Source organism: Devosia sp., assembly GCF_048261455.1.
In the GTDB taxonomy this organism is placed as follows: domain Bacteria; phylum Pseudomonadota; class Alphaproteobacteria; order Rhizobiales; family Devosiaceae; genus Devosia_A.
Genome location: NZ_JBLXGA010000016.1, coordinates 1 through 25,599 on the forward strand (window position 1 = coordinate 1; position 25,599 = coordinate 25,599).

Here is a 25,599-nt window from a genome sequence, read left to right on the forward strand (position 1 = left end):
GAGCGTTTCGAGGATGACGTCACCCGCACCATCAAGGGGACGGAAGTGAAGCGCAAGGCAAGCGCCGACGAGCCGGCCTATCTGGTCAAACAGTCCGACGGCGACCGGGCGCTGAAATCGGAAAGTGAGCTCAAGCCGAAGAAATAGCGCCTATGGACCGGCGCCTTTCCCATCGGCGCGGGTGCTGACTTTCCGCTGCCGCGTGGCACGCAGGGCGCTCCTCGGGTCATCATCCAGCAGCTCGCGCATGGGCTTGCGCAAGAAGTTGGCGTCCCAGTCAAGAGGCAGCCCGCCACTCAGTTCCAGGTAGTCTGCACCAGACACTGCGGCGACTTCGAGCTGCGCCCGCGCCGCCAGTTGCGTGCGCCCGCGCGCCCCGAAATGCCGCGCCAGCGTCGACACATTCCCGGCCACTGTGTTCACCGTCACGCCAAGCCGCTCGGAAATTTCGGCATTGCTGGCCCCACGAAACAGCATCTGCAGCATGGCGTGCTGCCGTGGCCCCAGCCGGGCGAGGCGGCGTCTGGAAGACAACCCGGTCTGGGGATCAGGGGGCGCGTCCTGCACCGGCTCGGCAACGAGACTTTGTACAAGTGCCTCGACCCGCTCGAGCCGTTCAAGCAACACGGCGACGCTCTGCCGGCTGTCCAGCACACTCTCAGTCACGGCACGTCCCCCCACTTTGACAGCTAAGGGAATGCGCTCAGGCGTGTAAAGAAATTATTTTCCGACGATTAACTTATTGAGTTGCGCAGTCTCTGCCGCTCTGAAGCTCAGTCGCCGTCGAACACCCGTAGCAGCATCGGCGGGCCGTCTTCCGGCGCAGCGGTCTGGGCGGGGTCGTCGCCGTTCTCCGCGTTCCAGTCGGGCGGCAATGGCTTGCTCGATTTCGCGCCCAGCTCGCGCAACATCTCGATCTGCCGCACGATATTGCCGCGTCCCGTCTGCAGCTGCCCCCGCGCATCGCTATAGGCGCCCTGCGCCCGCTCCAGCGACTTGCCGACACTGTCCATGCTGGTGAGAAACCCCGCCACCTTGTCATAGAGCGCCCCGGCGCGATTGGCGATTTCCTCGGCGTTCTCGTGCCGCTTTTCGATGTCCCACACGTTGCGCACCGTGCGCAGCACCGTCATCAGCGTCGTCGGCGTCGTCAGCATCACGCCATTGGCAAAGCCATATTCCACCAGCCGCGGGTCATGCGTCACCGCTGCTGCCAGCGCCGCCTCGATCGGCACGAACATCATCACATAATCGAGGCTCGAGCCCGCGTGCCGCTGATAGGTCTTGTCGCCCAGCGTCTTGATATGGCCGCGGATCGAGGCGACATGCGCGCCGATCTGCTGCGTCCTGTCGACCTCGGTTTCGGCATTGGTGAAGGCCTCGAAGGCGGTCAGCGACACCTTGGAATCGATCACCAGCACGTCGTCATTGGGCATCAGGATCTCGACATCGGTGCGCACCCGGCCGCTGTCGCCCGCCGCGTGGCTGCTCTGCGTGCGATATTGCTCGCCCTCCCGCAGCCCCGAGCGCTCGAGGATGGTCTCGAGGATCATCTCGCCCCAGGCGCCCTGCGCTTGCGTATTGCCCTTCAGCGCCCGCGTCAGGTTGCCGGCTTCGGTGGTGATCATGAGGTTGCTAGCCGCCAGCGCCTTGATCTGCTCGGTCATCGCCGCCCGGTCGCGCAGCAGCCCCGTCTGGAACTCGACGATCTTGTCACTCAACGGCTTGAGCAGCGTATCCACCTGCTCGCGGTTCTGCCGGGTGAAGGTCTCGCTTTGCACCTTCATCACGTCGCCGGCCAGCGCCTTGAACTGGTCGGTCATCTGTTGGCGCAACTCGACGAACCGCGCCTCAGCGGCCGCGCTTTGGCGCTTGTGCTCGTCGAGCTGGGTCTCGAGCCGCGCATAGCGGGTGCTGAGGTCCGAGTGGTCCATGCGCGCCTGACCCACCTGCTGGCGTTCCTCGCGCAGGTCCTGCTTCAGTTCGACGATCTGCCGGTCGCGATCGGTCAACTGCTGGGCGTGCGATTGCTGCACCAGCGCCAGCGCCTGTTCCAGCTGTTCGCGCTGCGCCGTGGCGGCCTCTTCCACCTCGGCGCGGGCCCGGCTCTGGCGCACGAGCACCACCAGTACAACGCACAGCAGCAACGCCATCACCGCGCCAGCGGCGATCACGAGCTCGAAAAAACGCACCGGAAAATCGGCCAGGGTGAAATAGACGCGGTCCATTTTCCTACGCTACCCGATTCGGTTTCCCTTTTGTTCACATGACGCCCGCACGCGCCACCGGTTGACCCTTCGCCTCAAAATACCATATTCAGCCCCATCTCCTGCAATGAGGACCCCATCGATGGCCAAGCGCCCCATCCTGCTCCTGCCCGACCCGCGCCTGCGCGCCGTGGCCGACCCTGTCGAAAAGGTCGATGACGGGATCAAGGCCCTCGCGCAGGATATGCTCGACACCATGTACGATGCCCCCGGCATCGGCCTCGCCGGGCCGCAGATCGGCGAGATGAAGCGCATCATCGTCATGGACCTGTCCCGCGAGGACGAGCCCAATGACCCGATCGTCATGATCAATCCCGAAATCACCGGCATGTCCGACGACATCGTCAGCACCGAAGAAGGGTGCCTGTCGATCCCAGAGGTCTATTACGACGTCGAGCGCCCGGCCGAAATTTCCGTGCGCTACACCGATCTCGACGGCAACACGGTCGAGCGTGACGCCACCGACCGGCTGGCCGTGTGCATCCAGCACGAGATCGATCACCTCGATGGCGTGCTCTACATCGACTATCTCAGCCGCCTGAAGCGCGACCGCGTGCTGAAAAAGTTCCAGAAAGCCGACCGCCTCAACAAAAAGGCCGGCTGACGCGGCCCGGCGTCGCTCACCACCCCGATGTCACCCCGGCGAGAGCCGGGGCCCATTCCGAGATTTTTCGCCCCGCACGACATGTCTTGCGGGGCGTTTTGTTGGTGGCCTACCGCGCGCCCCCGAAGCGGCGCCCCCTTTACGCCCGGCCCGTCCGGTGCCACTAACGCCACATGAAAATCATCTTCATGGGCACGCCCGAATTCGCCGTGCCGACCCTCACCGAAATCATCTCCTCCGGCCACGAGGTGGTCGCTGTCTATACGCGCGCACCCAAGCCGGCTGGCCGCGGCCAGGCCGAGCGCCGCTCGCCGGTGCATGAGGCGGCCGATGGCTTCGGTATTCCGGTCTTCACCCCGCGCTCGCTGCGTGGCGCCGAGGAACAGGACGTCTTTGCCAGCCATGATGCCGATCTCGGCATCGTCGTCGCCTATGGCCTGATCCTGCCCAAGCCGATCCTCGAGGCGCCGCACCTCGGCTGCCTCAACCTGCATGGTTCGCTCCTTCCGCGCTGGCGGGGTGCCGCGCCCATCCAGCGCGCGGTGATGGCCGGCGACACCGTAACCGGCGTCATGGTGATGCAGATGGATGAAGGGCTCGACACCGGCCCCGTCGGTCTCGTCGACCAGATCCCCATCGGCCCGGACATGACCGCCGGTGAATTGCACGACAAAATGATGCTGGTCGGCGCCGATCTGATGGGCCGGGCGCTCTCAGCCGTCGAACGCGACAGCCTCGATTTCACGCCCCAGGCCGAAACCGGCGTCACCTATGCCGACAAGATCGACAAGGCCGAGGCCCGGATCGATTTCACTCGCTCGGCCGCCGAGGTGCACAATCTCATTCGCGGCCTGTCGCCCTTCCCGGGCGCCTGGTTCGAGCTCGATCTCAAGGGCAGCGCGACTCGGGTCAAGGTCCTGCGCTCGACTCTGGCCGAAGCGCCCGCCGGCACGGCCCCGGGCACCATCCTGCCCGATCTCACCATCGCCTGCGGCAGCGGCGCCGTGCGGCTCGTCACGGTGCAGCGCCAGGGCAAGTCCGCCATGGATGCCCAGACCTTCCTTCGCGGCGCCGGGGAGCTGCCGGAGCGCGTCAGCTGATGCCCGACTGCCCCTCGATCTGCAGCGGTCGTCGGAAACCCGTCTCCCTTCAGCGGAGAAGGTGCGCCGAAGGGGCGGAAGAGGGGGCCTTGCCTCCGTTCGCCTGCAGCCCCCAGAGCACCCGCTGATGCCGCGCTATCGCCTCACCGTCGAATATGACGGCAGCCCGTTCCGCGGCTGGCAGCGTCAGGCGCATAATCCGTCCGTGCAGCAGGTGATCGAGGATGCGATCACTGCCTTTTCGGGCGAGACCGTCACCATCCAGGCCGCCGGCCGCACCGACACCGGCGTCCACGCGCTCGGTCAGGTGGTGCATTTCGATCTGACGCGCGACTGGGATCCGTTCCGCGTTCGCGAAGCGCTCAACTTTCACACCAAGCCGCATCCGGTGGCGATCGTCGAAGCCGAACTGGCCGCCCCGGATTTCGAGGCGCGCTTTTCGGCCATCGGCCGGCGCTATGAATATCGCATCCTCAATCGCCGCGCCCGTCCGGCCATCGACGCCGGTCATGTCTGGCAGGTGCCCATGCCGCTCGATGCCGGTCTCATGCACGAGGCGGCGCAGCTGATCCTTGGACAGCACGATTTCTCCACCTTCCGCGCCGCTGATTGCCAGGCCAAGTCGCCCATCCGCACGCTGGATTTGTTTGATGTCAGCCGCGAGGGTGACCGGATCATCGCGCGGGTGCACGCCCGCAGCTTCCTGCATTCGCAGGTGCGCTCGATGGTTGGCTCGTTGAAGCTGGTGGGGGAGGGGCGCTGGACCCCGGCTGACTTCCGCGCCGCTCTCGATGCGGCCGATCGCGCCCGCTGCGGCCCGCTGGCGCCGCCCGACGGGCTTTATCTTATTGCTGCGGACTACTGAGTTCGGTCTGCATCCGCTCGAGCTGCGCCTGCTCTTCTTCAGTGAGCGGGAACATCATGCCCAGCACCAGCACTGCCGCCACCAGTCCGACGACCTGCGCCAGGATCAGCAGCACGATCTGCAGCGCCTTCAACGTCATGATCAGCCGGGCGATATTGATGGTGACGATCACCGCCGCGCCCATCAGCACCGGCGCGATGAGGCCCAGGCCCACGAGTACGGTCACCATCATCGCCAGCGACAGCGCCGCATTGGACCAGTTGATGGTGACGATGAACGGCACCATCGCGTCCATCCGGTCGATCTGGCGGGCAAACAGCCAGGTCGACGCGATCAGTGCGGCATAGACGATCACCGTCTGCACCAGCGACTCGAACATATTGCTCTGTCCAAGCAATGCCGACACCACAAGCTCGAACGCGGCAACGGCCAGCACGGCTATGAAGCTGCTGACCAGCCCCGACCGCGAAAAGTTGAAATACCGGGCCGCCTGGCGATCGAACATCGCCAGCGCGAACACGCCGCGCGCAGCCATCTGGGTTTCTTGCAGAAAACTCTGGTTCACTGTCTGGCTCTAGCCTGTCGGTCCCTCGCTCACGAGCATGTAGAGGCCCGCGGTCATAACCACAAGCGCCAGCACGCAAAGAACCGCGAAGACCAGCGCCATGCCGACGTTCAATCCACCCGCCTGACGCCCGGCGCGATACAGCATGAACCCCAGTGCGCCGAGCACCGCGTTCATCACCGCCGGCCCGGCAAACAGCGCTAGCACCAGCCGCACCACCAGCATGAAGCCCAGCGCATAGATCGTGGGTACCGCAAGGCTCAGCGCCGCCTCTGCGGGGCGCAACAGCTTCATCGTTGCCCAGCCGATCACCCCCAGCAGCAGCGCTGGCGCCAGATTGCCGAGCATCAGGAAAATCTGTTGGTCGGCCGTCGCCGACAGTCCGCCGGCCAGCACCATCGCGATCAGCACCACGGCGACATAGAATCCTACGGCGTTGATCAGCCCGCGCCGCGTCATCTTGAAGCGCTCGACACCGCCCGGTCGCCCGGCGATCAGATCGAGCCAGCCGATCGCTGCCTGACCCAGCTCCACAAAAGCGTTCAAGCGAAGTAATCCGTGATGAAACTGCGGTAGAGCCCGACCAGCGCCTTCAGGTCCTCCAGCCGCACATGCTCGTCCACCTTGTGCATGCTGGCGCCCGGTGTTCCGAATTCCACCACCGGGCAATAGTTCGCGATGAACCGTCCGTCCGAGGTGCCGCCCGCCGTCGACAGTTCCGGCGCAATCCCGGTCGCACGCGCGATGGTCTCGATCAGCACTTCGACGCCACCACCGACTTCGCTGATGAACACCGGCGAGGGGCGGCCTGCAGTTGTGAAATCAACCACGCAGTCGCGTTTGTCGCAATTGGCAATCACTTCATTGACGGCGTCAATCAAGCCCTGCGGCGTCCAGCGGTCATTGTGGCGGATGTTGAACCGCATCTCGACCTTGGCCGGAATCACATTGGTCGTCGTGTTGCCCACGTCAACCGAGGTGAACTCAAGGTTGGAGGGCGGGAAATGTTCGGTGCCGTCGTCCAGCTTGCCCGAGAGCGAGGACAGCAGCGCCGCCGCCACCGGCAGCGGGTTGTTGGCCTTGTCGGGATAGGCGACATGCCCCTGCGTGCCGGTCACGCTGATCCGGCCGTTGAGGCTGCCGCGCCGCCCGATCTTGATGCTGTCGCCTACTCGCGCCGTGGCGCTCGGTTCGCCGACAATGCAGAAGTCGAACCGGTGGCCCTGGGCCTCGGCCCATTGCATCAGCTTGTCGGTGCCGTTGACGGCATCCGCTTCCTCGTCATTGGTGATGGCCAGCGAAATCCGCCCGGCCTCGGGAGGGATCGCGGCCAGCGCCGCAACGAACGCGGCAACGCCCGCTTTCATGTCGGTCGTGCCGCGGCCATACATCAGCCCGTCGGCGATCTCGGCCGCGAACGGCGGGTGCGTCCAGCTTGCGGCATCGCCCGGCGGCACCACATCGGTATGCCCGGCAAACAGCAGATGCTTGCCTGCGGTGCCACGCGTCGCAAACAGGTTGTCGACCGGGTAGGAGCCATCGCCCTCAAAGCGCAGCCGCTCGCAGGTGAAGCCCAGCGGCGTCAGCGCCGCCTCCAGCACGTCGAAGACCCCGGCCGCCTCCGGCGTCACCGAAGCGCAGCGGATCATCTCTTGCAGCAGCCGGACGGCATCGTCCGCAGTTTCAGACGTCACGATGCCGTCTCCTGTTGTGTCAGCTGTTCAGCGGGTCGGGCCCATAGGTGTTCGGACCGTCCGTGCCCTTCAAGACCCCGAGTTGCACGATCATGTAGATGACGAAGATCAGCACCGCAAACTGAATGACGGCCAGCCAGGTCGCGGTCTGGGTCACCGTCTCGGCGCCTGCGCCGGTGACAGTCACGCCGACTCCCACGGCCTGCAGCAGGTTGAGAACGAGGCTGATGGCGATCAGCGCGATCAGGTCCTTGCCGTCATTGTCCCGGTCGTGCCGGCGTTTGATGCCGATGCAATAGGTTGGATAGATCATCACCAGGTTGAGCAGCACGGCCAGCCAGGCCGAAATGGTGCCATTGCCCAAGCTGATGATGGAAATGACGATGCTCGCCAGAATGGAAATGACGACAATTGCCAGTGTCCCGATCCACCATTTCTGTCGATTGATGCGCCCATCGCTGGTTGTGAGTAGGTCTTTCAGTCCGTCCACGACATAGCCCTCCTTGCCGCAAGTACAACGGCCGGGACGGTAGGACATGAACACGCGAGCGGCCAGAGCGCCCCGCATTCGGCGGTGGAAACAACCGGTAGCGCATGAATAGCGGCCGATGGACCGGCCGCTATAGTGCATAGGGGCGCGGTATCAGTCCCGCAGCAGCTCGTTGACGCCGGTCTTGGAGCGCGTCTGCGCGTCCACTGTCTTGACGATCACTGCGCAATAAAGGCTCGGCCCGGGAGTGCCATCGGGCAGCGGTTTGCCGGGCAGGCTGCCGGACACGACGACGGAGTAGGGCGGCACCTTGCCCATGTGGATTTCGCCGGTTGCCCGGTCGACGATCTTGGTAGAGGCGCCGATGAACACGCCCATCGAGATCACCGAGCCTTCGCCCACCACGACGCCCTCGACCACTTCCGAGCGCGCACCGATGAAGCAATTGTCCTCGATGATCGTCGGCCCCGCCTGCAGCGGCTCCAGCACGCCGCCAATGCCGACGCCGCCGGAAAGGTGCACGTTCTTGCCGATCTGCGCGCAGCTGCCCACCGTCGCCCAGGTGTCGACCATCGTGCCCTCGTCGACATAGGCGCCAAGGTTCACGAAGCTCGGCATTAGCACCACTGATTTGCCGATATGCGCCGAGTGCCGCACGATCGCGCCCGGCACCGCGCGGAAACCCGCCTCACGGTAGCGGTTCTCGCTCCAGCCGGCGAACTTCGAGGGCACCTTGTCCCACCAGTGCGAGCCGCCCGGCCCGCCGGGGATCATTTCCATGTCGTTGAGCCGGAAGCTCAGCAGCACGGCCTTTTTCAGCCATTGGTTCACCACCCATTGGCCGTCGGCGCCCTTTTCGGCCACGCGGGCCTTGCCGCTGTCGAGCAGGTTGAGCGCCTCAACCACTGCGTCGCGCACTTTGCCTTGCGTCGAGGTCGTGATCTCGCTGCGTGTTTCGAATGCGGCTTCGATGTCGCGGGCAAGCTCTTCGTGCGCCATGGGGGTCTCCGGTTTGGTTTCGCGCCGGACATTATCCGGCACGCCCTCGCTGTCAACGATCCTTAACCTCACCCATGCGAGGCTGGTGGGGAAGCGAAAGGACAATCAATGGCCAGAAAACGGCGCACCACGCTACGTACCTCCGAACAGGATATTTCCGCCGCCCAACAGGCGCCGGTCACGCCGCAGACCGAATCCTCCACCTTCCGGCTGGCGTTCTCGGACCCGGAGTTCATGACCTCCGAGGATACGCGTGGCATTCGCTTTCAGCTCGAATATCTGAAACCCGAGTTCATCCTGCGCGAGCAGGGCATCAACTCCACCGTCGTGCTTTTCGGTGGCGCCCGCATCCCCGAGCCGGGCAAGCCCGCCTGGGCCGCGCGCAACAAGACCCAGGAGCGCAATCTCGAACAGGCCTCGCGCTATTACGAGGAAGCGCGCCGCTTCGCCCGCTATGCGTCCGAAACCTCCCGCGCGCTCAATTTTCAGGACTATGTCGTCGTCACCGGCGGTGGCCCCGGCGTCATGGAGGCCGGCAACCGCGGTGCCACCGAGGTCGGTGCGCCGTCGATCGGCCTCAACATCGTCCTGCCGCACGAGCAGGCGCCCAACGAATATGTGACGCCGGAGCTTTGCTTCAATTTCCACTATTTCGCCACGCGCAAGATCCACTTCCTCATCCGCGCCCGCGCCGTGGCGGTGTTCCCGGGCGGCTTCGGCACGCTCGACGAGTTCTTCGAAACCCTCACGCTCATCCAGACCGGCCGCATGGAGCGCGTGCCGCTGCTGCTGTTCGGCATGGAGTTCTGGAACAAGGTGCTGAACTTCGAGGCTTTGGCCGAGGCGGGCACCATCAGCCCCGACGACCCGAACCTCTTCACGGTCGTCGACAGCGCCGAGGAAGGCTGGAACGTCGTGCGCAAGCACTACAACCTGCCAGAAGTCTCGATCGACTGAGCGGCAGCTATCGCGCCGTTGGTCCCGGCCCTCATGGTGCCTTCGTCGAACCATGAGGGCGGTCCGGTAGCGAGGCCTCCGCTGTCATCCCAGCGGACGCGGGGCGCCGGCGCCCGCGCTCACCCCAGTGCGCGCAAAAACCCGTTCAGGTCCGCCGTCACATGGTGCACATGATCGGCGCTGGTGCGGGTCAGCTCCCAGTCGTCGACCTGGTGATGCGCGAAGTCCTCGCCGGCCACCACCTGCACGGTAATCATCCCCACCTCGTGCGGCACCTTGAGGTTCTTTTCGAGGTCGTCGAACATCGCCGCCCGGGTCGGGTCGATCCCGTGCAGCGCCAGGAAGGCGTCGTAAGCCTCGGGCAGGGGCTTTGGCCGGTACTTCATGGCGCGGATATCGTAGATATCGGCAAACAGCGCATCGGCCCCGGGGCCCAGCCGGCCCAGCACCTGGCGCGCGTGGCCCACATCACCATTGGTCAGAATGAACTTGCGGCCCGGTAGTGCGGTGATCGCGCCCACCAGATCCGGATGCGCCACAACAGGCGAATAGTCGATGTCATGCACCTTGGACAGATAATGGTCCGGGTCCACCTCGTGCAGCTGCATCAGCCCGTTCAGCGTCGTGCCATAGTCGCGGTAATAGGTTTTCTGCAGCGCGCGCGCCTCGTCATAGGGCAGTCGCGTCACATCCACCATGTAGTCCGAGATCAGCAGGTCGATCTGCGCGAACAGGTTGCACTCACGCGGATACAGCGTGTTGTCGAGGTCGAAGATCCACTCGGTGACATGGTCGAGCGAGCGGGGCGGCGGGGACATCTGGTTCATCCGCCCATCCTACAGCAGGTCGCGGACACATTCACTACCGCCCGCCGACACCGTTCACCGAAACGCGCGTCCCGGAAAAACTTCGCCCCTGTTTCAATCAATCACTTGATTGAGAGATGCGATCCGGTCTAACAAGCGCTCTCTGACGCTTGTTCCGTCCCACCTCCTGCGCCCGATGTGAGCCCTCAGCCGTGCCCGACCCCCAATCCGCCACCAAGCGTGAAACCACCGACGACCGGCGCATCGCCATCGCCGCGGCGGCGCGCGCGCTGGTGCATGAAAAGGGTTTTGAGGGTCTCAGAACGCGCGACATTGCCGAGCGGGTCGGCATCAACATCGCCACGCTGCACTATCACGTGCCCACCAAGGCGGAATTGATCTCTCTGCTCGCCGAAACCCTGCAGGCAGATTTCCGCCAGCAGGTGGTCAAGCGCCCCCGCAGCCACCTGTCGGGCGCCGAGCAGCTCGAGGCCGAGTTTGTCGATCACTACGAATTGCTCACCGAGCACACCGAACTGCTCGATGTCGTCGCCGAACTAAGCCAGCGCGCCTCGCGCGATCCGGCGCTCGCCCAGCTGCTGGCGCCCCTGCGCCGCAACTGGCAGACTGCCATCGCCGCCATCTTTGAGACCGGCCGGGCCGATGCTAGCCTGAAGCCGGATCTCGACCCGCAGGCAGCCGCGCTCGTGCTCATCGGTGCGCTCACCAGCTTCCGTCTGTCCGACGACCCGTCGGCAGAAAACTACAACCGGATGTGCGACGAAATCCGTCGCGCCTTCCGCAATCCTTCCCACGTTTCAGGTCACTAGTCATGCCGCAGAATTTTCAGGTTCCACGCAACAAGGAGGAGGCCGATCCACGCCGCTGGATCGCGCTGATGGTGCTGCTGCTCGCCACCTTCATGAACCTGATCGACGTGACCATCGTCAACGTGGCGCTCCCCGTACTGCAGACCGATCTCGGGGCCAGCCCCAGTGAGATCGAGTGGGTGGTTGCCGCCTACGTGCTGGCCTTCGCCCTCGGCCTGCTACCCTTCGGTCGCCTGGGCGACATCGTCGGGCGCACCCGCATGTTCCTTATCGGCGTCGCCTCGTTCACTCTCGCCTCGGCGCTCTGTGGCCTCGCGCCATCCATTGAATGGCTGATCTTTGCCCGCGTACTGCAGGGGCTGGCCGGTGCCATCATGACGCCGCAGGTGCTGGCCATCGTTCAGGTCACCTTCCCTCCGCAGGAAAAGGGCCAGGCCTTCTCACTCTTCGGTCTCAGCACCGGCCTCGCCGCCGTCTCCGGTCCCATCCTGGGCGGGTTGCTGATCGGTGGCGATTTCTTCGGGCTCGATTGGCGCCCGATCTTTCTCGTCAATATTCCCGTCGGTATTCTGGCCGTGGTCGCGGGCTGGTTCCTCATTCCCCGCACGCCCGGCAACCCCAGCCTGCGTAACGACTATGTCGGCATCGGCCTGTTCGTCCTCGCCTCGGTGGCCATGGTCTTCCCGCTGGTCGAAGGCCGCGCCTATGGCTGGCCGGCCTGGGCCTTCGCCATGATGGCCGTCTCGATCGTGGTCGTCGGGCTGTTCGTGCTCTGGCAGCGCCGCCGCGCCCGCGCCGACCAGCCGCAATTGCTCAACTACAACCTGATCTCCAATCCCAATTATCTGCTGGGCCTGCTGGTCACCACCATCTTCGCCTCCGGCATTCCGCCGATGTTCCTCGTCATCTCGCTGCTGCTGCAGACGGGTTACGAGCTGACGCCGCTGCAGTCGGGCTTCGCCAATACGCCGTTCTCGCTCGGCGTCCTCGGCGTGTCACTGTTCATCGGCCGTCTTGGCCAGCGCTATCTGCGCACCCGGCTGGCCGTCGGCGCCACCATGCTGGTCATCGGCATCGGCTGGCTTGATCTCATCATCCGTGGTCTCGGGGATACGGTGAACACGCTCACCTTCGTGCCGCCGCTGCTCGTGGCCGGCCTCGGCCTCGGCATGGGCTTTTCGGGCCTATTCCAGACCGTCCTGTCGTCCGTGCCGCCGCGCGACGCCGGTGCGGGCTCCGGGGCGCTGCAGGCCTTCCAGCAGATCGGCGGCGCCGTCGGCATCGCGCTGGTGGGCGAAATCTTCTTCACCCATCTGGCGTCCGATCTCTCGGCGGGCGTCGCGCTGAAGGCCGCCTATGCCAGCGCTGCCGGCACGGCCATTCTCTATCAGGTCGCTTCCTTCGCGCTGGTCGTTGCTCTGGTGCCTTTCCTGCGCATCAAGCCGCCGCCGGGCGCCGAGCCGGGCCGTGCCCCAGCCGCACCGCCCGTCGAGGCCTGATCCGACACCCGATCCAGCCGGGCGCGCCACATGCGCCCGGCATCCATTGCCGCCTGGCGCTCGCCTCGCCTCGCAAAATCCCGTAAACAGCCGCAGGACCTCAGGCCTCTGTCGCCCGCCCGGTCCGACAGTTCTGTTTTCGGCATATTTGGGAGGATTGCCACAGTGACCACCATTTCCCCCGCGCTCAAGCCCATGCGCATCGGCGCCAGCCCCATTGCGCAGCCACCGCTCTGCTTCGGCGGCTCCTGGTATGTGCCCTATGGCAGCCCTTCCGAGCAGGACGCCCATCTCACCGCCGCCATGCAGGCCGCCTTCGATGCCGGGGTGCGCCACTTCGATACCGGCGCCGGGTATGGCGGCGGCCACTCCGAAGAGCTCTATGGCCGCTTCATCGCCGACAAGCGCGACCAGATCTTTATCGCCTCCAAGGCCAACCCCGCCGAAGCCACTGCCGCCTCGATGTACGAGCAGGTCGAAGGCAGCCTCGGCCGGCTCGGCGTCGACACCATCGACCTTTACTACATCCACTGGCCCCGCACCGGCTGGGACATGCGACCGACCATGGAAGGGCTCGAACGCGCCCGCGCCGAGGGCAAGATTGGTGCCGTGGGTGTGTCCAATTTCTCCGTCACCGAAATGGCCCAGGTCGCCGAAGTCGGCACCATCGACGCCCATCAGCTCGGCTACAACCTGCTCTGGCGCTACCCCGAGGACGACGTTATCGATTGGTGCACCCGGCACGGCACCACGGTCATCACCTATTCGACGCTCGCCCACGGCATTCTCACCGGCAAGTTCGGCCGCGATCCGGGCCTCCGCGAAGGCGATCAGCGCCACGGCATCCTGCCCTTCCGCGAAGATATCTGGCCGCATGTCTACGAGGGCGTCGAACAGCTCAAGGCCATCGCCGCCGAGCGCGATCGCCCGCTGGCCCATCTCGCCATCCGCTGGGCCCTGTCGCGCCCCGGCATTGCCGCCACCATCATCGGCGGCCGCAACGCTGAACAGGTCGAAAGCGTCATGCCCGCCCTCGAAGGCGATATCGATCAGTCGGTCTTTGACCGCATGACCGCCATTTCCGACGAGATCGTCAAACACGTCCCCAACGCCGGCAACCTCTTCGGCCGCGTCGGCTAAACGCCCGGCCGCGGCGCACAGCGCCGGGTAGGGGTCTCATCTACCTCGACATACAAAAAAGGCCCCGGATCGCTCCGGGGCCTTTGGTCTCAAAAACCGAAAATCTAGATCGCGATCGCCGTGCCGACCGCGACGATCGGGCCCTGGGCCTTACCGGTGGGCGAGCCACCCTTTTGCTCCAGCGTCACCGCCAGCGTCGTGCCGGCATCGATCTGCGAACGCGTCGCATCGTCGAGTTCAATCTCGCGTCGCGCGTCGATCGGCAGCACGCCCATGGAGACCGCCGGGGCGTCGCCATTGATGTACCAAAGCTCATAATCCTTGTCGGCCACGGCATCGCCGCGCAACGAGGTGACCCGCACTTCGCCATTCTGCTGGTCGTAGAGCGCGATGAACTCGACGCCGAACCCGTCCTGTGCCTGGATCGCGGCCACCAGCTGCGTGGCATATTCCTCGGGCGCCAGTTGCGCCGGCTGCATCAGGTTGACGCTCACGGCGACCACCGCGACGGCGGCCGCAGCAGCCGTCAGTCCGCGCCACAGCGCCAGCGAATTCCACCACCTGGCAACGCCACCAGCGCCGGCTGACTGCGTCTCGCCGAACAGCCGCCTTTCGACCTTCGACAACACATTGGCCGGCGGTGCCACCTCGGCGAATTCGCCGTCGAGCGCGCTCAACCGGCTCTGCCACAGCCGCATTTCGGCCGACAGCATGGGTTCCGATTTCACACGGCGTGCCACGGTTTCGCGTTCCGGCCCGTCAAGCAGGCCGAGCGCGTACTCGGCGACCAGGATCTGGTCGTCCTCCGGTCCGCTGCTGTTGGCCTGTGGGCTCATGACGATAGGCACTCTCTCAGTTTCAACAGGCTCCGCCGGAGCCAGGTTCGCATCGTGTTCAGCGGCACGCTGTGACGCGTCGCCAGTTCGTCATAGCTGAACCCTTCGAGATAGGCGCCACGCACGCAATCGGCCTTGTCTGCCTCCAGTTGAGCGAGGCAATTGTCGATCCGTCCGCGCTCGCCACTGGAGAGTGCAGCCTGTTCTGGATCGGGGCCGCCGTCGGGAATTTCGAGGGCCACGTCCATGTCGTCGTTCACCGGTTTACGGGCCCGCAGCACATCGAGTGCGTGGTTGCGGGCAACGGCCACCAGCCAGGAGATCGGGCTATAGCCGCCCTGTACGTAGCGGTCGGCGCGCTGCCAGATCTTGACATAGACCTCTTGCAGCGCCTCTTCGGCTTCCGATCTGTCCTTCAAAATACGGAGGGCGACACCGAAGAGTTTCGCGCTGGTCCGTTCGTACAGATCACGAAATGCCGCACGATCCCGTAGGGCCGTACGGGAAATCAGCTCGGCAATGTCTGCGCTTGAACCACTCATTGCCGCGGACTTTAGCGCTGACGTCCCCGCCTGCCTAGCCCTGGCGCTGGGTCATGAAGTTAATTCCGCCATCATTTGCAACAGGTTCAGTGGGAAGTTATTTCTGCTTGGAAAGCGCTTTCGTGTCAGGCGGAATGCGTTATAGCTCTGAGCCCGAAACAGGGGACACGCCTTACGCCATGACCGATCTCGAGAGTTTTTCCTCCGATGCCGCCGTTCTGTCGCAGGCGCTGCCCTATATGCAGCGCTACGAGGGCAAGACCGTCGTGGTGAAATACGGCGGCCACGCCATGGGCGATGCCTCGCTCGGACAGGCCTTCGCCCGCGATATCGCGTTGCTGAAACAGTCCCGCGTCAACCCGATCGTCGTCCATGGCGGCGGCCCGCAGATCGCCCAGATGCTGAAAAATCTCGGCATCGAGTCGAAATTCGAAGGCGGGCTGCGGGTCACCGACAAGCGCACCATGGAAATCGTCGAGATGGTGCTCGCCGGCTCGATCAACAAGGAAATCGTCGCGCTCATCAATGCCGAGGGCGAATGGGCCATTGGCCTGTGCGGCAAGGACGGCAACATGGTCTTTGCCAGAAAGGCCGAAAAGAAGTTCCGCGATCCCGATTCCAACATCGAGCGCGTGCTCGATCTCGGCTATGTCGGCGAACCGGTCGAAGTCGATCGCACCCTGCTCGACCAGTTGGCGCGCTCCGAAATGATCCCGGTCATCGCCCCGGTTGCCCCCGGCCATGACGGCAATACCTACAACATCAACGCCGACACCTTCGCCGGCGCCATCGCCGGCTCGCTTGGCGCCAAGCGCCTGCTGTTCCTCACCGATGTTGATGGCGTGCTCGATGCCGATAAGCAGCTCATCCCCGAGCTCACGGTGGCCGAGGCCAAGCGGCTGATCGCCGACGGCACCATTTCGGGCGGCATGATCCCCAAGGTCGAAACCTGCCTCGCCGCGCTCGAAGACGGCGTCGAAGGCGTGGTGATCCTCAACGGCAAGACCCCCCACGTGGTCCTCGTCGAGCTGTTCACCGAACACGGCGCCGGCACGCTGATCGTCCGCTGATGCACCGTCCTTCCGGCGCAGGTGGGCGGTCGCGCGCCCCTGGCCTGGCATTCGCGGCCTTATGTGGGATGCGCTGAAGCAGGCGATCGGCGGCGCAACCGGCATGCCGCCAGCCGCCCTGCACGTCTATGTGGCGATCGCCATCTTTGTCGTCGCGCTGATCCTGTTTCGCCGTGCCGGTCTGGCCGTCCTGATCGTTTTCGCGCTGCAACTGCTCAACGAAGCGCTCGACGCTTTTGGCGACATGCGCAGCGGCGTCGGCTTCAAGCTGAACGAAGCTGTGATCGATACCGCAATCACCATGGCGACCGCTGCGGTCCTGTGGGCGCTGACTGCTTTCGCGGACGCCGTGCGCCCGGGCCGCTGAGCAGCGGGTCAGGTCGGCATCTGCCTGGGAGGCCCCGCTTCCCAACGCGACTCGCCGCTTGCATACTGTGCCGTCCTCGAATCACCCACCGGCCCCAATGCTCAACAAGGCTTTCAGCTTTCTGCGTCGATTCGGCCGCCAGCCGGTCGAGCCCGCCGGTCCGCAGGTCGGCGCCTTGCCCTACACCATCGTTGATGGCCAGCTAGTCGTGCTGCTCATCACCTCGCGCGGCCGCGGCAAGTGGATCTTTCCCAAGGGCGGGCTGATGGACGGCAAAACGCCGTGGGACACCGCAGCGCACGAGGCCTGGGAAGAAGCAGGCGTCGAGGGCGACATCGATCACGAGCCGATCGGCTCGTACTGGCTGCCGGTCACCGAGGAACGTCCGGCGCCCATCGAGGTGAAACTCTATCCGCTCCGCGTCGCCCGGCAGCGTGAGGACTGGAAGGAGCGCGGCCAGCGCTATCGCCACTGGGCCGTCCTGCCCGAGGCCAAGCGCCTCATCACCCACGAAGGCCTCGCCGACGTCGCAGTCGCCCTGGCCCAGCGCGAACTCGGCTCCGGCCGCCACCACGACACCCCCTCGGTCGCGATCACCGAATAGGCGGCCGTTCGCGCACGAGCGCTACGGACGTCATGAGAATCACGGCGCGTTGGTCGCGCCGTGGGCGCATCCAGCCTAGATGCCAAACACCGTCATCATCACGAAATACACTACGGCGGAGAGCAGGGCTGCAGCCGGCACCGTCACCACCCAGGCCGTGGCAATCGACAGCGCGTGCTGGCGCCGCACCAGATAGCGCCGGCGCCGCTTCTGGAAATTGTGGACCGCCTCTTCCGGCGTGCGGTTGAGGTGGTCGGTCTTCAGGAACACGCCTTCGGGGCTCACCGCCTTGTTGCGGATGCCGCGATTGGAGAACCCTTCGCGCTGCAGGCCGACGCCGAACACGGCGCCGATCGCGATATGCGTAGAGCTCACTGGCATCCCCAGCGCCGACGCGACCAGCACCGTCGCCGCTGCCGCCAGCGCCACGCAGAAGCCGCGGATTTCGTTGAGCTTGGTGATCTTTTCACCCACGGTGCGGATCAGCCGCGGCCCGAACAGCGCCAGCCCGATGGCAATGCCGATGCCGCCGATCGCCAGCACCCACAGCGGCAGCGTCACCTTGGCCCCGGCCGCGCCCTCGCTCACTGCCGCGACGATCGCCGCCAGCGGGCCCACGGCATTGGCCACGTCATTGGCGCCATGCGCAAAGCTCAACAGCGCGGTCGATATGATCAGCGGCAGCCGGAACAGGCGGCCGACCTGCTTGCGCGCATTGTCCGGCCCGCCCATCCCGCTGCGCACCCAGGGGATCGCCACCAGCCAGCCGAGCCCGCCGAACACCAGCCCGATGGTCACCACGATGCCGGGGTCGGGGCTCCACAACCGCTTCAGCCCCTTGCTCGCCATATACATCGCAAAAATGCCGCTCATCAGCGCCACGAACACCGGCACCCAGCGCCGCGCCGCTTCGGTCTTTTCGGCCCGGTTGAGGATGGTGGCGTTGATCACGGTCAGGAATGCCGCCGCCAGCAGCCCGCCCACCAGCGGCGAGATCACCCAGCTCATGGCGATCTGGCCCAGTACCGGCCAGGCCACCGCGCCAAAGCCCAGCGCCGCGATCCCCGCACCGACGACGCCGCCGACCACCGAATGCGTGGTCGAGACCGGCGCCCCGAGAATGGTTGCCAGGTTCACCCACAATGCCGAACTCAACAGCGCTGCCATCATGACGATGATGAACACATTGGGGCTCAGCACCGCGTCCTTCACCAACAGGTTCGTCGAGATGGTCGATACCACATCGCCGCCTGCCAGCAGCGCGCCCGCCGCCTCGCAGATCGCGGCGATCACCAGCGCCCCGCCCATGGTCAGTGCGCGCGCGCCGACGGCAGGTCCCATGTTGTTGGCGACGTCATTGGCGCCGATGTTCAGCGCCATATAGGCGGCGATCACCGTGGCGATGACGACGAAATAGCCCTGCGTACCGCCGGCCATGGCCCAACTCGCCCAAACCAGTGCCGCCAGAATGAACAGCAGGGCCAACCCCGGCGCGGCGATGACTTCGGCATTGGAGCGGGTCGCGCCGCTCAGCTGCGAAACGCGTTTCAGGTCCTTGTCGATGGCGGGCTTGGACACGGGTGGCAGGCCTCGTTCAGGGCAGATGCTTGTCGTGCGCCTGTCTAGCCAAGCCGGCCGCCCCGGGCCAGTCGATTATGACATTTGTGTCGTAATTGGCGGTGTAAAGCCGCAATTCGCCTCGGGTTGTGGACGCCCTGTGTGAATTAGCGAGTGGTAAACCATACACTGCGAGCTTCGATAAAATGCCACGATTAAGCCCCGGTCGGGCCTGACCACAGCGCACCTCAAGCGCATCAATTTGACCGGAGCCCCCGATGCTGAACGCCCTGTGCACCTTCGCCGCCATCGCCCTCGCAATTTTCTCTTTCAGCCAGGCCTATGCCGAGGTGAACCGTCTCGCCGCCGACACCGTCATGACCGGTTCGACCTCGATACGCATCGTTTCTGCCCCGTCGCCCGACGTGCCCATGCCCCCGCGTCCGGGCTTCTGATCGCCCACTGCACCCGGTCGCGCGTTGGCGTCGCGGAAACCCTGCGCCTCCAGTCGCAAGAAAAGCGAGTCTGGGAGATGCAGGGCAGTAATAAAGAGAGCGTGCGCGAACGCGTATATTCATCGAAAGGTTGCGTCGAAGAACAAAAAAGAAAATCAGTGATTTTCTGCGGTTGAGTGAAACTGTCCCCTGGCGCGTCCCGTAACTGTTCACGTCCCGAATGCAAGACAGTGGACACCGAATTTACCCAGGAAGGAACAAACAATGAAGCTCACAGCTCTTCGTGCCGCCGCCCTCTCCACCGTTCTCGCCGTCTCCGGCGTTGCTGGCTCGGCAATCGCTCAGGACAACCCGATGGTGGGTGGTGCGGCCATGTATGCCGACAAGAACATCGTCGAAAACGCCGTGAACTCTGCCGACCACACCACGCTGGTCGCCGCCGTTCAGGCTGCCGGGTTGGTCGACACCCTGTCGGGTGAAGGCCCGTTCACCGTGTTCGCACCGACCAACGAAGCTTTCGCCGCGCTGCCCGAGGGCACCGTCGAAACGCTGCTGATGCCTGAGAACAAGGATCAGCTGGTCACCATCCTCACCTGCCACGTGGTCGCTGCCGATGTGATGTCGACCGCTCTGGTTGGCATGATCGAGGACGATGGCGGCAGCCACGAGATCGAGACCGTCGGTGGTTGCGTGATCGACGCCAAGGTCGACAACGGCACCGTCACCCTGACCGACGAGAACGGCGGCACGGCCAATGTGACCATCGCCGACGTCAAGCAGTCGAACGGCGTGATCCACGTCATCGACGCGGTGCTTCTGCCCAAGATGTAACCAGCCGCGCGTCTCGCGCGAACTGGTAGGAACGACTGCGTGTCCCGCCCCAGTGCGGGACACGCTCATTTGTAGGGACTGTGTCGCGCACGGCGGCTAGTCTGAAACCCGTCAAAGGAAAGGCGCCACTCATGGCTCTCAATCGTCGAAAACTGCTGCTGGGCAGCACCGCCGTGTTGTCGCTCGGCGTCGCTGCCACGCTCTTTCGCCCCATGACGACGGGCACCATCGCCGCGGAAGGTGATTTCGAAGTCACCCTCACCGAGGCCGAATGGCGTTCGCGTCTGTCGCCCGAAGCCTTCAATGTGCTGCGCGAGGAAGGCACCGAATTTCCCGGCACCTCCGATCTGCTGCACGAAAAGCGCGAGGGCATCTATGCCTGTGCCGGCTGCGATCAGCCGCTGTTTGACAGTGCCACCAAATATGACAGCCGCACCGGCTGGCCGAGCTTTTACGAGCCGCTCACCAATGCGGTTGGTGAATCCACCGACTACAAGCTCGGCTACGGCCGCACCGAGGTCCATTGCAGCCGCTGTGGCGGTCACCTGGGCCACGTGTTCAACGATGGCCCCGAGCCGACCGGCCTGCGCTATTGCATGAACGGTGTCGCCATGACCTTCGAGCCGGCGTCCGCCTGATCCCTGACTGGCCGGGTGCGCCGCCCGGCCAGATCACTTGCAATACCGGTGTTGCCGTCAACCGGTGATTAAGTGCGGAGGATTACACTTATCCACGCCATTAGGTGTGGGTGGAAGTTCTGTTGCGTAGCCTTTTTCTGTCAAATCGTGCCGCGCGCGACGCCGGCGTTCTCGCCGCCAGCGGGATCGGACTGTGGCTGATTGCGCGAAATTTTGACCTTGGCGAAGCGCTGATCGGTTTTCTTGAGGCCAACGAGGCTTATGAGGCCGACGAACTCTTCCTCGCAATCCTCGCGACCGGGACCTGTGGCTTCCTCTATGCGTTCCGCCGCCTCAGAGACGTTGGTCGCGAAACAAAGATGCGGCGAAAGGCTGAGGCGGATGCGATCTGGGTGTCCCAGCACGACATTCTCACCCGTCTGCCCAATCGCCGCATGGTCGATCTGTTTACCTCGGAAATCCGGGCCTCGGGGCCGCCCATCGATGGCTACACCATCTTTGCCATTGATCTGAGCTACTTCAAGTCGATCAACGAGCAGGTCGGCTTCGAAGGTGGCAACAAGCTGCTCGTCGAAATCGCGTCGCGGCTGCGCAATGCCTTTCCGGGCGAACTCGTTGCGCGCCTCGGCGCCGACGAATTCCTGGTGGTCTCTAGAAAACGTCCCGATGTTCTGACCGATGCCGGCTATGGCATCATCAAGGCCATCGAGCGTCCGTTCGCGGTCGACGGCATCGAAATCGAAACCAGCGCGTGCATAGGCATCGCTGTGTCGACCGAGCATGGCTGTCATCTGGCCGACTCCATCCGTCTCGCGGACCTTGCACTGCAGTCGGCCAAGCGCCGCAACCGCACGGCTGTAACGATCTTCGACCCGTCGATGGACGAGGCGGTGGCGCGCCGTAGTATCGCCGAGGCCAGCCTGCGTCAGGCCATCGCCGACGGCGAGATCGTCCCCCACTACCAGCCTGTCATCGATCTCAGATCCGGTCGGGTCACCGGCTTCGAGGCGCTGGCGCGTTGGATCAGGCCGAATGGCGAAATCGTGCCGCCGAACAAGTTCATCGAGCTGGCCGAAGCCTCCGGCATGATCGCGCCCCTGTCCGATCGTCTGCTGCGCCGAGCGTGTCGCGATGCGGCCAGCTGGCCCGCCGGCATCTCGGTTGCCTTCAACGTGTCGCCCGTCCAGCTCACCGATCGGCTGCTCGCCCTGCGCATCCTTCAGGTGGTCGTCGAAACAGGGCTGCAGCCGCAGCGGCTCGAGATCGAGATCACCGAAAGCGCTCTCATGGGAGATCTCGATTCCGCCATGCAGATCGTCGAGTCGCTGCATGCTGCCGGCGTTCGCATCGCCCTCGATGATTTCGGCACCGGCTATTCGAGCCTCTCTCAGCTGTCGCGATTGCCCTTCGACAAGCTCAAGATCGACCGCAGTTTCGTCGCGGCGTGCCGTGGCGAAGCGAAACAGGCAAAGATCGTCAAGTCGATCATCGGCATGGCGCAGGGCCTCGGCATCGTCACGACCGCCGAAGGCATCGAACGTGAGGATCAGCGTCAGCTGCTCAAGGACATGGGCAGCAACTACGGCCAGGGCTATCTGTTCGGCAAGGCCATGTCGGCCGATCAGGTCCTCGCCTATCTCGCCGCGCAGCAGGACGAGCCACTGCCCATCGCGCAAGCCGTCTGAGCGCCGGGGCAGGGGCGGCCTGCACAAACACCGGTCAGCTTCCGTTCATCGCGATGGCGCTTCTGCGGCCGTTTCGCAGCAACAAATGTCATCATCCAACGGCGCCGCCGCTTCAGTGCAACATAAGTCTATGAAATCGTTGCTGATTGCATCACCTATCCCCGCATCGTCGTGACGTGCCAAACTGTCTGTCGCGATGCATGGAACGGGAGCAGGAATATTAGAGACGACGATTGCCGGAAGCGGATAGACTCGGCGCGCGGCGGAGTCGGAGTGAGCCCTACTGGCCCAGCAGCTGCTCGATCTCGCTGCGCAGCGTCTCAATCCCCGTCCCCTTCTCGGAGGAAGTGAGGATCAGCTCCGGATGCGCGGCGGGCCGCTTGGCGATCGCCGCGCGGGTCTTTTCCAGCGCCTTCTCGAGATCCGCCTTGGTGGGCTTGTCGGCCTTCGTGACGACGATCTGATAGCTCACCGCGGCGCGGTCGAGCTCGTTCATCACCGTCACGTCATTGGCGTTCGGGCCATGCCGGCCGTCGATCAGCACATAGACGCGGCGCAGGTTCGGACGCCCGGTCAGATAGCGGTGGATCAGCTGCGTCCACTGCGCCACCTTCTTTTCCGGCGCCTTGGCATAGCCATAGCCGGGCATGTCGACGATCCGAAGCGGCGCGTACATGCTCTCGAAGATATTGAGTTCCTGCGTCCGTCCCGGCGTGTTCGAGGTCCGGGCCAGGCCGGTCGTGCCCGTCAGTGCATTGATCAGCGAGGATTTGCCGACATTCGACCGTCCGGCGAAGGCGATCTCCAGCCGGTCCGGATCAGGCAGGTCGGCAATCGACACGCAGCCCTTTACGAAGGTGAAGGGGCGGGCGAACAGCAGCCGCCCGGCTTCGATCTGGGCCTCGGAAAAACGTGTCTCGGACATCGATTGCCTCCCGGCGCATCCCGGACCCCGGGGAAGGGGGAGGGGCGGTTGTCCCGCCCCGTCCTCAGCTCGACTTGCCGTCGGCCGGCTTCTTGCCCAGCCCCAGGCTGGTCAGGATATTGCCCAGCAGGTCCACATCGGCGCCATTGCGCTTCATGATGAAATACTGCTGCGTCACCGACAGCGTGTTGTTCCACGCCCAGTAGATCACCAGACCCGCCGGGAACGTGCCGAGCATGAAGGTGAAGATCACCGGCATCCAGTTGAAGATCATCGCCTGCGTCGGGTCGGTCGGCGGCGGGTTCAGCTTCATCTGCACCCACATGGTGAGGCCCATGACCAGCGGCCAGACGCCCAGGTGCAGCAGCCCGCCGATGATCGGTACCGTCGTCGGATCCCAGGGGATCAGCCCGAACAGGTTGAACACATTGGTCGGGTCCGGCGCCGCGAGGTCGACGATCCAACCGAAGAACGGCGCATGCCGCATCTCCAGCGAGATGAAGATCACGGTATAGAGCGAAAAGAACACCGGGATCTGGATCAGCACCGGCCAGCAACCGCTGAGCGGGTTGATCTTTTCGGTCTTGTACAGCTCCATCATCGCCTGCTGCTGCTGGGCGCGATCGTCCTTGTACCGTTCCTGGATGGCCTTCATTTCCGGCTGCACGCGGCGCATCGCTGCCATCGAGCGATAGGAGCGGCTTGCCAGCGGGAAGAACAGCGCCTTCACCAGCACCGTCACCGCCAGGATCGCCAGACCGAAATTGCCCAGGATGCCGTACAGCGACGTCAGCAGCCAGAACATCGGGTGGGTGAAGAACCACAGCCAGCCCCAGTCGATCAGCAGTTCCAGCCGGTCGAAACCATAGGTCTTTTCATAGCCGGCAATGACATTGTCGCGCTTGGCGCCGGCGAACACATAGCTGGTTTCCTCGGCCGTCTGTCCGGGGCCGACATTGACCGGCGTCGATTCGACAAAGCTGGTCTGATAGACGTCCGTACCGCCGACCACCATGTGCGAGAACCGCGCATTCAGCGGCTGCAGCGGCTCGGAGAGAACCGCCGTCGCCCAGTACTTGTCGGTAAAGCCGAGCCAGCCGCCGTTCGACGTCGCATCGATCTGCTTGTCGTTGGCGATGTCGGTATATTTCTTCGAAATCAGGTTGTTGTCGCCCAGCACGCCCAGTGGGCCTTCATGCTGGATGAAGAAGTTCTGCACCTTCGGCGTGCCTTGCCGCACGATGCGCGAATAGGGGTAGAACACCACGGTCGCGGCGCCGGTGTTCTCGATCGACTGCGTCACCGTGAACAGATAATCGTCATCCACCGCAAAGGTGCGCCGGAAGATCTGGCCCTCGCCATTGTCCCAGCGCATCGTCACCGGGCTGGCATTGGTCAGCACGTCATTGCTGCTCTCGAGCGTCCAAACCGACGTGCCATCCGGCACCGCCGTATCGGTCCCCGCTGCGGCCCAGCCCTGCTCGACATAATAGCCGCCCGGCGCGCCCGACGGCACGAGCAGCGTGATGATCGGGGAATCCTCGTCGACCGTCTCGTGATATTCCTTGAGCTGCAGGTCATCGAGCCGCGCGCCCGTCAGGTTGATCGAACCCGCCAGCGATGACGTATCGATCCGCACCCGGTCGCTCACCCCGATCGCCTCTTCGCGGTCGGCGAAGCTGCCCGGCGTTCCGGCCGGCACCGGCGCGCTGCTCGCGGCGGGCGTCGTGCCGTCGGCGCTCGGTGTCGGCAGATTGGCCGCGGCTGCGTCGCGTTGCTGCTGCGCCGTGATCTCGGCGCGGCGCTGCGCCTGTTCCATCTGCGGTCCGGCCACGAAGAACTGCCACCCGAACAGCACCACAATGCTGAGGGCGATCGCGATGATCATGTTACGATTATCGGGCTTCATGCTGTCCTGTTCCGCTCGCCCGCAGTCGGGCTTGAGTGAATTTTGGCGAGCGCGGCGCCAAGATCGCCCACCAGCCGGTCGAAGGGAATGCTCAGGGCGGCGCGGCGCCCCACGAGCACATAATCATGTTGGGGTTTGAACTGCACGGCGCAAACCGCCGCAGCGGCTCTCAGCCGGCGCCGGATGCGGTTGCGCTCCGGCGAATTGCCCTGCTGCTTGGTCACCGTGAAACCCAGCCCTGCGGGCTCGATGTCACGCGGCGTGCTCTGCAGCGAAAACGCAGAGCGCCCGACGCGCTTGCCCCGGGCGACTCTCAGAAATTCTGATCTTTGCTTGAGGCGCCGCACGCTGGCCTCCTCGCAGG

Annotated in this window: 29 protein-coding genes; 15 read left to right on the forward strand and 14 right to left on the reverse strand. The window is 64.5% G+C overall.

Annotation, left to right across the window (positions count from 1 at the left end):
• Window positions 1-30 precede the first annotated feature (30 nt).
• Window positions 31-147, forward strand: coding sequence for an HVA1 family protein (locus tag ACN0TK_RS15215; protein WP_417310445.1), 117 nt, complete (start codon window positions 31-33; stop codon window positions 145-147).
• 3 nt (window positions 148-150) lie between these two features.
• Here the strand turns inward: ACN0TK_RS15215 and ACN0TK_RS15220 are convergent, their stop codons facing one another.
• Both ACN0TK_RS15220 and rmuC read right to left on the reverse strand, forming a co-directional pair.
• A complete protein-coding gene (locus ACN0TK_RS15220) occupies window positions 151-666 on the reverse strand; it encodes a LuxR C-terminal-related transcriptional regulator (RefSeq protein ID WP_417310377.1) in 516 nt (171 codons plus the stop codon).
• Between the two features lie 107 nt (window positions 667-773).
• On the reverse strand, window positions 774-2,228 hold the full coding sequence (gene rmuC, locus ACN0TK_RS15225) for a DNA recombination protein RmuC (protein WP_417310378.1): 1,455 nt from the start codon (window positions 2,226-2,228) through the stop codon (window positions 774-776).
• Between the two features lie 121 nt (window positions 2,229-2,349).
• Between rmuC and def the strand changes: the two genes are divergently transcribed.
• From def to truA, 3 genes are all read left to right on the forward strand, one after another.
• Window positions 2,350-2,871, forward strand: coding sequence for a peptide deformylase (gene def / locus ACN0TK_RS15230; RefSeq protein ID WP_417310379.1), 522 nt, complete (start codon window positions 2,350-2,352; stop codon window positions 2,869-2,871).
• 173 nt (window positions 2,872-3,044) lie between these two features.
• Window positions 3,045-3,971, forward strand: a complete 927-nt coding sequence (fmt, locus tag ACN0TK_RS15235; RefSeq protein WP_417310380.1) for a methionyl-tRNA formyltransferase — start codon at window positions 3,045-3,047, stop codon at window positions 3,969-3,971.
• A gap of 127 nt (window positions 3,972-4,098) precedes the next feature.
• Window positions 4,099-4,836, forward strand: coding sequence for a tRNA pseudouridine(38-40) synthase TruA (gene truA, locus ACN0TK_RS15240; RefSeq protein WP_417310381.1), 738 nt, complete (start codon window positions 4,099-4,101; stop codon window positions 4,834-4,836).
• Here truA and ACN0TK_RS15245 read toward each other — a convergent pair.
• The 5 genes from ACN0TK_RS15245 to dapD form a co-directional block, all read right to left on the reverse strand.
• Complete coding sequence (locus ACN0TK_RS15245; protein ID WP_417310382.1) at window positions 4,817-5,371, reverse strand: hypothetical protein; 555 nt, start codon at window positions 5,369-5,371, stop codon at window positions 4,817-4,819. The genes truA and ACN0TK_RS15245 overlap by 20 nt on opposite strands.
• Before the next feature lie 39 nt (window positions 5,372-5,410).
• A complete protein-coding gene (locus tag ACN0TK_RS15250) occupies window positions 5,411-5,947 on the reverse strand; it encodes a hypothetical protein (protein WP_417310383.1) in 537 nt (178 codons plus the stop codon).
• Entirely contained in the window at window positions 5,944-7,095 is a 1,152-nt protein-coding gene (gene dapE / locus ACN0TK_RS15255) for a succinyl-diaminopimelate desuccinylase (RefSeq protein WP_417310384.1), read from the reverse strand. The genes ACN0TK_RS15250 and dapE overlap by 4 nt, the downstream gene beginning before the upstream one ends.
• Before the next feature lie 19 nt (window positions 7,096-7,114).
• Window positions 7,115-7,585 (reverse strand): DUF805 domain-containing protein, encoded by a 471-nt coding sequence (locus ACN0TK_RS15260; RefSeq protein ID WP_417310385.1) that lies wholly within the window; start codon window positions 7,583-7,585, stop codon window positions 7,115-7,117.
• A 153-nt stretch (window positions 7,586-7,738) separates the two neighbouring features.
• Window positions 7,739-8,584, reverse strand: a complete 846-nt coding sequence (gene dapD / locus ACN0TK_RS15265) for a 2,3,4,5-tetrahydropyridine-2,6-dicarboxylate N-succinyltransferase (protein WP_417310386.1) — start codon at window positions 8,582-8,584, stop codon at window positions 7,739-7,741.
• A 108-nt stretch (window positions 8,585-8,692) separates the two neighbouring features.
• On the opposite strand from dapD, the gene ACN0TK_RS15270 reads away from it, so the two are divergent.
• Window positions 8,693-9,541 carry an LOG family protein gene (locus ACN0TK_RS15270; protein WP_417310387.1) on the forward strand — a complete coding sequence of 283 codons (849 nt, stop codon included), beginning with the start codon at window positions 8,693-8,695 and terminating at the stop codon, window positions 9,539-9,541.
• Between the two features lie 119 nt (window positions 9,542-9,660).
• Here the strand turns inward: ACN0TK_RS15270 and ACN0TK_RS15275 are convergent, their stop codons facing one another.
• Window positions 9,661-10,368 (reverse strand): pyrimidine 5'-nucleotidase, encoded by a 708-nt coding sequence (locus ACN0TK_RS15275; RefSeq protein ID WP_417310388.1) that lies wholly within the window; start codon window positions 10,366-10,368, stop codon window positions 9,661-9,663.
• Between the two features lie 191 nt (window positions 10,369-10,559).
• Between ACN0TK_RS15275 and ACN0TK_RS15280 the strand changes: the two genes are divergently transcribed.
• The 3 genes from ACN0TK_RS15280 to ACN0TK_RS15290 all read left to right on the forward strand — a co-directional run bounded on the left by ACN0TK_RS15280 (window position 10,560) and on the right by ACN0TK_RS15290 (window position 13,816).
• Window positions 10,560-11,177, forward strand: a complete 618-nt coding sequence (locus ACN0TK_RS15280) for a TetR/AcrR family transcriptional regulator (protein ID WP_417310389.1) — start codon at window positions 10,560-10,562, stop codon at window positions 11,175-11,177.
• A 2-nt stretch (window positions 11,178-11,179) separates the two neighbouring features.
• A complete protein-coding gene (locus ACN0TK_RS15285) occupies window positions 11,180-12,676 on the forward strand; it encodes an MFS transporter (RefSeq protein WP_417310390.1) in 1,497 nt (498 codons plus the stop codon).
• Between the two features lie 165 nt (window positions 12,677-12,841).
• The gene (locus tag ACN0TK_RS15290) at window positions 12,842-13,816 is read left to right on the forward strand and encodes an aldo/keto reductase (protein WP_417310391.1); all 975 of its coding nucleotides are present in this window, start codon (window positions 12,842-12,844) and stop codon (window positions 13,814-13,816) included.
• Between the two features lie 104 nt (window positions 13,817-13,920).
• On the opposite strand, the gene ACN0TK_RS15295 is transcribed toward ACN0TK_RS15290, so the two are convergent.
• Window positions 13,921-14,652 carry an anti-sigma factor domain-containing protein gene (locus ACN0TK_RS15295; RefSeq protein WP_417310392.1) on the reverse strand — a complete coding sequence of 244 codons (732 nt, stop codon included), beginning with the start codon at window positions 14,650-14,652 and terminating at the stop codon, window positions 13,921-13,923.
• Entirely contained in the window at window positions 14,649-15,194 is a 546-nt protein-coding gene (locus ACN0TK_RS15300) for a sigma-70 family RNA polymerase sigma factor (protein ID WP_417310393.1), read from the reverse strand. The genes ACN0TK_RS15295 and ACN0TK_RS15300 overlap by 4 nt, the downstream gene beginning before the upstream one ends.
• Before the next feature lie 179 nt (window positions 15,195-15,373).
• Between ACN0TK_RS15300 and argB the strand changes: the two genes are divergently transcribed.
• The 3 genes from argB (at window position 15,374) to ACN0TK_RS15315 (ending at window position 17,235) form a co-directional block, all read left to right on the forward strand.
• On the forward strand, window positions 15,374-16,264 hold the full coding sequence (gene argB, locus ACN0TK_RS15305) for an acetylglutamate kinase (RefSeq protein WP_417310394.1): 891 nt from the start codon (window positions 15,374-15,376) through the stop codon (window positions 16,262-16,264).
• A 61-nt stretch (window positions 16,265-16,325) separates the two neighbouring features.
• Complete coding sequence (locus ACN0TK_RS15310) at window positions 16,326-16,631, forward strand: hypothetical protein (RefSeq protein WP_417310395.1); 306 nt, start codon at window positions 16,326-16,328, stop codon at window positions 16,629-16,631.
• 97 nt (window positions 16,632-16,728) lie between these two features.
• Window positions 16,729-17,235 (forward strand): NUDIX hydrolase, encoded by a 507-nt coding sequence (locus tag ACN0TK_RS15315; RefSeq protein WP_417310396.1) that lies wholly within the window; start codon window positions 16,729-16,731, stop codon window positions 17,233-17,235.
• 75 nt (window positions 17,236-17,310) lie between these two features.
• Here ACN0TK_RS15315 and ACN0TK_RS15320 read toward each other — a convergent pair whose 3' ends face one another.
• On the reverse strand, window positions 17,311-18,813 hold the full coding sequence (locus ACN0TK_RS15320) for an inorganic phosphate transporter (protein WP_417310397.1): 1,503 nt from the start codon (window positions 18,811-18,813) through the stop codon (window positions 17,311-17,313).
• A 257-nt stretch (window positions 18,814-19,070) separates the two neighbouring features.
• On the opposite strand from ACN0TK_RS15320, the gene ACN0TK_RS15325 reads away from it, so the two are divergent.
• The 4 genes from ACN0TK_RS15325 (at window position 19,071) to ACN0TK_RS15340 (ending at window position 22,401) form a co-directional block, all read left to right on the forward strand.
• Window positions 19,071-19,247 carry a hypothetical protein gene (locus ACN0TK_RS15325; RefSeq protein ID WP_417310398.1) on the forward strand — a complete coding sequence of 59 codons (177 nt, stop codon included), beginning with the start codon at window positions 19,071-19,073 and terminating at the stop codon, window positions 19,245-19,247.
• Between the two features lie 264 nt (window positions 19,248-19,511).
• Window positions 19,512-20,078 (forward strand): fasciclin domain-containing protein, encoded by a 567-nt coding sequence (locus ACN0TK_RS15330; protein ID WP_417310399.1) that lies wholly within the window; start codon window positions 19,512-19,514, stop codon window positions 20,076-20,078.
• A 131-nt stretch (window positions 20,079-20,209) separates the two neighbouring features.
• On the forward strand, window positions 20,210-20,716 hold the full coding sequence (gene msrB / locus ACN0TK_RS15335; protein ID WP_417310400.1) for a peptide-methionine (R)-S-oxide reductase MsrB: 507 nt from the start codon (window positions 20,210-20,212) through the stop codon (window positions 20,714-20,716).
• Window positions 20,717-20,838: 122 nt separating this feature from the next.
• Complete coding sequence (locus tag ACN0TK_RS15340; protein ID WP_417310401.1) at window positions 20,839-22,401, forward strand: putative bifunctional diguanylate cyclase/phosphodiesterase; 1,563 nt, start codon at window positions 20,839-20,841, stop codon at window positions 22,399-22,401.
• Between the two features lie 280 nt (window positions 22,402-22,681).
• On the opposite strand, the gene yihA is transcribed toward ACN0TK_RS15340, so the two are convergent.
• From yihA to rnpA, 3 genes are all read right to left on the reverse strand, one after another.
• Window positions 22,682-23,326 (reverse strand): ribosome biogenesis GTP-binding protein YihA/YsxC, encoded by a 645-nt coding sequence (gene yihA, locus ACN0TK_RS15345; protein ID WP_417310402.1) that lies wholly within the window; start codon window positions 23,324-23,326, stop codon window positions 22,682-22,684.
• A 64-nt stretch (window positions 23,327-23,390) separates the two neighbouring features.
• Window positions 23,391-25,235 carry a membrane protein insertase YidC gene (yidC, locus tag ACN0TK_RS15350; RefSeq protein WP_417310403.1) on the reverse strand — a complete coding sequence of 615 codons (1,845 nt, stop codon included), beginning with the start codon at window positions 25,233-25,235 and terminating at the stop codon, window positions 23,391-23,393.
• Window positions 25,232-25,582, reverse strand: coding sequence for a ribonuclease P protein component (rnpA, locus tag ACN0TK_RS15355; RefSeq protein WP_417310404.1), 351 nt, complete (start codon window positions 25,580-25,582; stop codon window positions 25,232-25,234). Before rnpA ends, yidC begins: the two co-directional genes overlap by 4 nt.
• Between the last annotated feature and the right edge of the window lie 17 nt (window positions 25,583-25,599).